Annotated in this window: 7 protein-coding genes and 1 pseudogene; 2 read left to right on the forward strand and 6 right to left on the reverse strand. The window is 49.0% G+C overall.

From position 1 onward, the window contains the following. From ACTHUT_RS12350 to ACTHUT_RS12360, 3 genes are all read right to left on the reverse strand, one after another. A partial coding sequence (locus ACTHUT_RS12350; RefSeq protein ID WP_440418845.1) for a TolC family protein occupies positions 1-594 on the reverse strand: 594 nt, incomplete at its 3' end. A gap of 63 nt (positions 595-657) precedes the next feature. Continuing rightward, complete coding sequence (locus ACTHUT_RS12355; RefSeq protein WP_250599781.1) at positions 658-2,595, reverse strand: MacB family efflux pump subunit; 1,938 nt, start codon at positions 2,593-2,595, stop codon at positions 658-660. An 81-nt stretch (positions 2,596-2,676) separates the two neighbouring features. After that, entirely contained in the window at positions 2,677-3,858 is a 1,182-nt protein-coding gene (locus ACTHUT_RS12360) for an efflux RND transporter periplasmic adaptor subunit (RefSeq protein ID WP_250599783.1), read from the reverse strand. Between the two features lie 289 nt (positions 3,859-4,147). Here ACTHUT_RS12360 and ACTHUT_RS12365 point away from each other — a divergent pair, with 289 nt between their 5' ends. Further along, on the forward strand, positions 4,148-4,570 hold the full coding sequence (locus tag ACTHUT_RS12365) for a type IV pilin protein (protein WP_003683020.1): 423 nt from the start codon (positions 4,148-4,150) through the stop codon (positions 4,568-4,570). A 117-nt stretch (positions 4,571-4,687) separates the two neighbouring features. Here the strand turns inward: ACTHUT_RS12365 and nusB are convergent, their stop codons facing one another. The 3 genes from nusB to ACTHUT_RS12380 form a co-directional block, all read right to left on the reverse strand. Continuing rightward, positions 4,688-5,116, reverse strand: coding sequence for a transcription antitermination factor NusB (gene nusB / locus ACTHUT_RS12370; protein WP_003748564.1), 429 nt, complete (start codon positions 5,114-5,116; stop codon positions 4,688-4,690). Between the two features lie 121 nt (positions 5,117-5,237). Beyond that, a complete protein-coding gene (gene ribH / locus ACTHUT_RS12375) occupies positions 5,238-5,717 on the reverse strand; it encodes a 6,7-dimethyl-8-ribityllumazine synthase (RefSeq protein WP_003683012.1) in 480 nt (159 codons plus the stop codon). A gap of 93 nt (positions 5,718-5,810) precedes the next feature. Beyond that, positions 5,811-6,134, reverse strand: a complete 324-nt coding sequence (locus ACTHUT_RS12380) for a DUF2185 domain-containing protein (protein ID WP_003748560.1) — start codon at positions 6,132-6,134, stop codon at positions 5,811-5,813. 253 nt (positions 6,135-6,387) lie between these two features. Here ACTHUT_RS12380 and ACTHUT_RS12385 point away from each other — a divergent pair. Beyond that, positions 6,388-6,492, forward strand: a pseudogene (locus tag ACTHUT_RS12385) (ribonuclease III); the annotation flags it as partial.

The raw sequence follows: 6,492 nt of genomic DNA on the forward strand, positions 1-6,492 counted from the left end.
GCGGTTGATTTCCTGATATTGCTTTAGCGATTTTTGTGCCAACTCAATGGCTTCGTTCAGATAGGCGATATTGAAATACGCATCGGCGACATTATTAATCAAAGTCAGGCGTGTGTTGGCCATGTCTTCATGCGTGGCTTGGTATTCCCACACCTGCGCATCGGCAGTGGCACTGAGTTTGCGCCACAAATCCAATTCGTAGCTTAAGCCAAGCTGGCTGCTGAAGGTATTGCCGTGGCTGCCGGTTTTCAGGTTTTTAGAAGCGTTCGCGCCCAACGAGCCGCTGAACGAAGGCACCAAATCCGCACCCAAAATATTGGCTTGATACAAAGCTTTGTTGACGCTGATGGCGGCCTGTTTCAAATCGACATTGTTGGCCAGCGCCTGCTCCATCAGCGCATTGAGCTGCGGGCTTTGGTAGATTTCCCACCAGTTGCCGTTTACATCGTAGCGTTCGGCAGTTTCCGCCGCGCTCATGACTTGGCCGGTTGCTTCCAGTGTCAGGTTCGGATTGGCTTTAGGTGCAGCGCACGCACTTAGGGCAAGGGCAACAGCCAATGATAAGGCTGCTTGGGAAAAAGGTTTCGTCTTCATAAAAAATCTTTCGGGTAACAGCATTTCAGACGGCCCTAAGATAATAGGCCGTCTGAAATATAATCAATCCTGAGCCAGCGCATCAATCGGGTTGAGCTTGGAAGCTTTGTTGGCAGGCATAAAGCCGAACGCGACACCGATGGCAGTGGAGCAGACCACTGCGCCGATGACGGAAGTCATGGAAATGCTCATCGGGAAGTCGGTAACAAAGTAGTTGAACACCAGGCTGATGCTTGCGGACAACAATACGCCGGACAAACCGCCGATGATACAGATTAAGACGGCCTCAATCAGGAACTGTTGCAAAATATTGTTGCGGCGTGCGCCGATTGCCATGCGGACGCCGATTTCTTTGGTGCGCTCGGTAACGGAGACCAGCATGATGTTCATCACGCCGATACCGCCGACCACCAAAGAGATGACCGCGATGGAAGAAATCAGCAGCGTCATGGTGCCGGTTGTGCTTTCAACCATTTCTTTGATGCTGTCGCTGTTGTTCATAAAGAAATCTTCTGTACCGTGGCGTGCTTTCAGCAGCTCGGTCAGGCTTTTCTCGGCAACTTGTGTGTTGGCATCGTCTTTGATTTTGACAACGATGGAGTTGGTATGGCTCTCGCCGGTAATTTGGTGCATGACCGTTGTATACGGCGACCAAAGCATCAGTGAGTCGGAATTGCCGAACGAGTTGTCATCCTTTTTCATAATGCCGATGACGGTTAGCGGGCGTTTTTTGAAAAGGATGGTTTTGCCTAAAGGATCGACGCCTTCGCCGAAGAGTTTGGTTTTGGTGTTTTGGTCGATAACGACGACTTGGGCATCGGTTTTTACATCGTCATCATCAAACAGACGGCCTTCTTCCAATTTCAAACCGCGCACGTCGAAATATTGCTCGCCTACGCCGTAAAGCGAGGCGGTCAGATCGGTGTTGCGGTAGGTCAAGGTGCCGCCGGAGTTGGTTTGAGGGGTGGCGGAGGCGACGTAGCTTTGTTGGCTGATGGCTTTTGCGTCATTAATCGTCAGTGTCTTGATTCGTCCGCTGCGGCGGTCGCCAAAACCACGGCCGGGGAAGATGCTGATGGTGTTTGTGCCCATCGAGTTGATGTCTTCCAAGATTTTTTGTTGCGAGCCATTACCCAATGCCACTACTGATACCACCGAAGCGATACCGATGATAATCCCCAGCATGGTCAGCAGCGAACGCATTTTGTGCGCCATAATCGCCTGCACCGACATTTTGAATGCTTCCATAAATTGATCGTAATAAAACGACCAAGAAGCTTTTTCTTTAATCCTCTCCACTTTGCTTGGCGGGATATCGGGATTTTTAGACGTATCCGAAATAATCTGACCGTCACGGATTTCGATGACGCGGTTTGCGTTTGCCGCAATGCCCGGATCGTGGGTGACCATAATCACGGTATGCCCGTCTTCGTGCAGCTTATGGATGATTTCCATTACGTTTTTACCGCTGGCGGTATCCAATGCGCCGGTCGGCTCGTCGGCAAAGATGATTTCGCCGCCGTTCATCAACGCGCGGGCAATCGAAACGCGTTGTTGCTGACCGCCGGAAAGTTCGCTGGGTTTGTTGCCTTCTTTATTTTGCAAACCCAAATCGCCCAACAGTTTTTCCGCACGTTCCGCGCGCTCTTTACTGTCCATGCCCATATATACGGCAGGCAGGGCGACGTTGTCTCGGGCAGTCAGCGAGCTTAACAGGTTGTAACGCTGGAAAATAAAGCCGAAACGCTCACGGCGCAAAGCCGCCAGCTCATCCGGCTGCATTTGCGATGTTTCGATGCCGTCGATTTGATAAGAGCCGGAAGTGGCGGTATCCAGACAGCCCAAGATATTCATCAGCGTCGATTTACCCGAGCCGGACTGGCCGATAATCGCCACAAAGTCGCCTTTCTCAATAGAAAGGCTGACATCTTTCAATACGTGCACACGGTTTTCACCGTTACCGAAAAAACGGTTGATATTCTTACATTCGATTAAACTCATAATCTTTCCGGGCGAAAAATAGAAACACAGGAACTAAGGCCGTCTGAAACACAGCCAAATCTTTCAGACGGCCTTAATCAATCAGCGAGGAGGGCCGCCACCCATCATCGCGCGTTCGCTGCTCTTATTCTTTTCATCTGCGCTCATTTCAGAAATGATCACTTTTTCGCCTTCTTTCAAGCCGCTTTTGATTTCGGTATTCATGCTGTCTTTCAAGCCGACAGTCACTTCACGCTCAACAGCTTTATTGTCTGTACCCAAAACGCTGACAAATGATTTGCCGTTATGCTTTTTCACGGTCAGTGTCGGTACCAGTAAGACATTCTTCACGCCGTTGATTTCGATCGTGTTTTGAGTGGTCATACCGATAGAAAGTTTGCCTTCGGGATTTGGCACCAGTGCACGGGCATAGTAGTAAATCGCATTGGAAGTCGTGTCCGTGCTGCTGGTGTAGTTGCCCAAAGACATGGTGGTCAGGCCGGGGTCGACGCTGTCTAATTTTGCTTTAATCGGGGTGTCCGGTTCGGACAGAATGGTGAACGAAATATCCTGACCGGCTTTGACTTTCGTGATGTCGCCCTCGGCAATCTGCATTTTGTTTAACATGGTTTCCAAGTTGGCCAGTTGAATAATGGTCGGCGTAGATTGCGCCGCATTGACGGATTGGCCTTCTTCAACAGGAATGGCGACTACAGTGCCGTCCATGGTGGCGGTAATCCGCGTGTGGCCTAGTTCGGATTCGGCTGTATTGATGGAGATTTTTGATTGTTTGATGGCGGCCTTCAGTTCGGCGACATTGGCTTTGGCTGCGGCTAAAGAGTCTTGTGCAGATTCCAAGTCTTCTTTGGAAGTTGCCTGCTCTTTCCATAATGCAAGTTCGCGTTTATATTTTTTCTCCGCACTGGAAAGCGCGATTTCGGCAGAAACCAATTTTGCCTGATAGGTTTCCAGTTTGGATTTTTCGGTATTTAAGGTATTGATCTGATTGGTTGAGTCGATTTCTGCAATCAGATCGCCTTTTTTCACTTGTTGGCCCAGTTTCACATACAGTTTTTTAATCTGACCTGAAGCTTCCGCACCCACGGATACCAAATTGGAAGGCGAGATTTCGCCGGTTGCCGACACGGTTTGACGGATATCGCCGCGTTTGACTACTTCTGTAATAAAAGAAGACTGAGGCTCAGGCTTCATCAAAGACCAGCCACCGAAAGCCGCTGCTACTACAACAGCCGTACCGGCCGCCCACTTGAAAACTTTAGACATATAAAAGGAACCAATTCAATAAAATAACGTCGCAGACAAGCAACAAATGTATTGATAGAAACAAAAAAACAACTGGATTTTACTGTAAAGACCAAGGCTGACCAAGAGATGGTCGGCTCAAATTGAAGTTTAACTTATTGAAATAAAAAATAAAGGGTAGTAAACATTTTTCAGAACTTGCACCTCATTTACATAAATTCCCAAACTCCCTCCGAATCTGAACATTTAAGCCGCAAGAAAACTACTATAATATTCACGTCTTATTCTAATTATTTACGACATAAATACAATGAAACACCAACAAGGCTTCACGCTTATCGAGCTGCTGATAGTCGTTGTGATTGCAGCCATTCTTGCTACCATCGCGTATCCGTCTTATCAAAACTACATCCGCCAAACGCGCCTTGCCGCCGTCCGCACGCAGATGCTTCATAACGCTCAACAGCTGGAACGCTACTACACTCAAAAAAGTACATTTGTAGGGTTTCCTGCTGGAAATTTACAGCAGAATCAATATTTCGATATTAGTTTTTCCGAGGGTACGGCTTCTATGCCTAATCCTTCCGATTCAGGTTATATTTTGAAGGCTGAACCCAATAAAGAAACCAACGCTAATGAAACCTGTACCGTTTATTACAACGACAGCGGTATCATCTGGGCAAACAGCGACAAGCAAAACTGTCCCGGTTATGAAATGCCAAAATCAGAATAAATCGAGATATAAAAGGCCGTCTGAATTTCAGACGGCCTTTTTAATGGTTTGGCTGTATAAGTACATTAGCTTAAACAGGGCAAAGATCAGTAATCCCGACCCGATGCGAAGTCAATCTTAGCCTTTGCGGCGCGGTTCGTCAGGTCGGATGCGGGAAGCCAGTTGGTCGAGGATGCCGTTGACGAATTTATGGCCATCGGTGCCGCCGAAAGTTTTGGTAACTTCGATGGCTTCGTTGATGATGACAGGATAGGGGGTTTCAGGCATGGTGCTCAATTCATGGCAGGCAACCAGCAAAACGGCGCGTTCGATAGGGCTGAGGTCTTTCTCGTCGCGGTCGAGCAGGGGGCTGATTTTTTCCATGTATTCTTCGGCATGGGTTTGTGCGCCGAAAAACAGTTTGTTGAACAGCTCTTCATCCATATTGGACGATTGGGACAGTTCGTGGATGTTTTTGGCAATTTCGGGAGCGGCTGTTTTGTTGATGCCTGCTTGATAAATAGCTTGTACGGCAAGCTCGCGTGCGCGGCGGCGTGGGCTTTTCATGGGTATTCCTTGTGAAGAGAGTGCCGAGGGTTGTCGGCTGAATATTGAATGATTCAGACGGCCTCAATGTCATGATTGAGAGGCCGTCTGAAAATATGCGGTATTCAATACGGAGAGAAACTTATTCTTCGTCGTCTTCGTATTGTTCTGACAAAAGATGGTTGACCAAGTTGGCACATTCTACGGCAACTTTGGCAGCATCGGAGGCTTTTTCTTCGATACGCGCAATGGCTTGTTCGTCGTTTTCAGTCGTCAGAATGGCGTTGGCGATAGGGATGTTGTAGTCAAGGGCAACGCGGCTGACACCTGCGCCGGACTCATTGGATACCAATTCAAAGTGGTAGGTTTCGCCACGAATGACAACGCCGATGGCAATCAGGGCATCGAATTGTTCGGATGAAGCAAGGTTCATCAGCGCGATAGGCACTTCAAGTGCGCCGGGAACGGTGGCAAGCGTGATGTTGTCTTCGGATACGCCCAATTCTTTTAAGGTGCGGCAGCAAACTTTGACCATTTCGCTGCCGATTTCGTTGGTAAAACGGGCTTGAACGATGCCGATGCGCAAGTTGGTGCCATCGAGGCGTGGTTCGATAATGTTCATGATGATTCCTTCAATATATGTGAAATAGGGATTCGGCTCGGTTTCAGACGGCCTTGTTATAGGGAATGCCGTCTGAAACGAAATGGGGATGGGCTATTCTTGCGGCTGCCAATCGGCAACGGCTTGGAACTCGCCGTCTTCGTTCAATTCCCACGCGCTGCCTTCTGCCTGAGTCAGCAGGGGCGCAATGTCGGGATTGTCTGCGGTAATGGCGGAGAGACTGACAATGCTGAAGTTGTCGGGATTGTCGGTGTATTCGTCGGTTTCGTCGCCGCTGAAAATACGCCAGCCGCTGTCATTTTCAAATACGGGGGCTTCGCGGTAGAGGAAGCCGACGGGCTCGCCTTGTTCGGCGACGGTGTTGGTAACGATGCAGCGGTCGAGCGCTGCGGCCAATGCTTGGGCAAATTTGTTCATGGAGTTGACAAAGAGATGATTTGGCATGATTTTACACGATTCGCCGCTTTTCCGCACGGATGTGTGCAGGGGCGGTTTGATGGTACAATGTCGGCAAGTGCCGTCAGGTTTGAACATGACGGCTTTTGATTGTTTATCGGCTTGAGGGACGCAAGAAACAATGAGCCAAAATAAAAAAGTTGCCGGTGTAGCCTTTTTATTTTGTTTCACTGCGGATGAGGCGTGCTTTCCGGCTGTTTTTTGAAAGTATGGAATGAAACCTGATTTGCTCAAACAGCAGGCGCATCGAGCGATTCAAAAGCGTCTGGGCTATGAGTTCCGCAATATGGAGCTGCTTCAGCAGGCTTTGACCCACCGC

Source organism: Neisseria sp. P0022.S010, assembly GCF_051956635.1.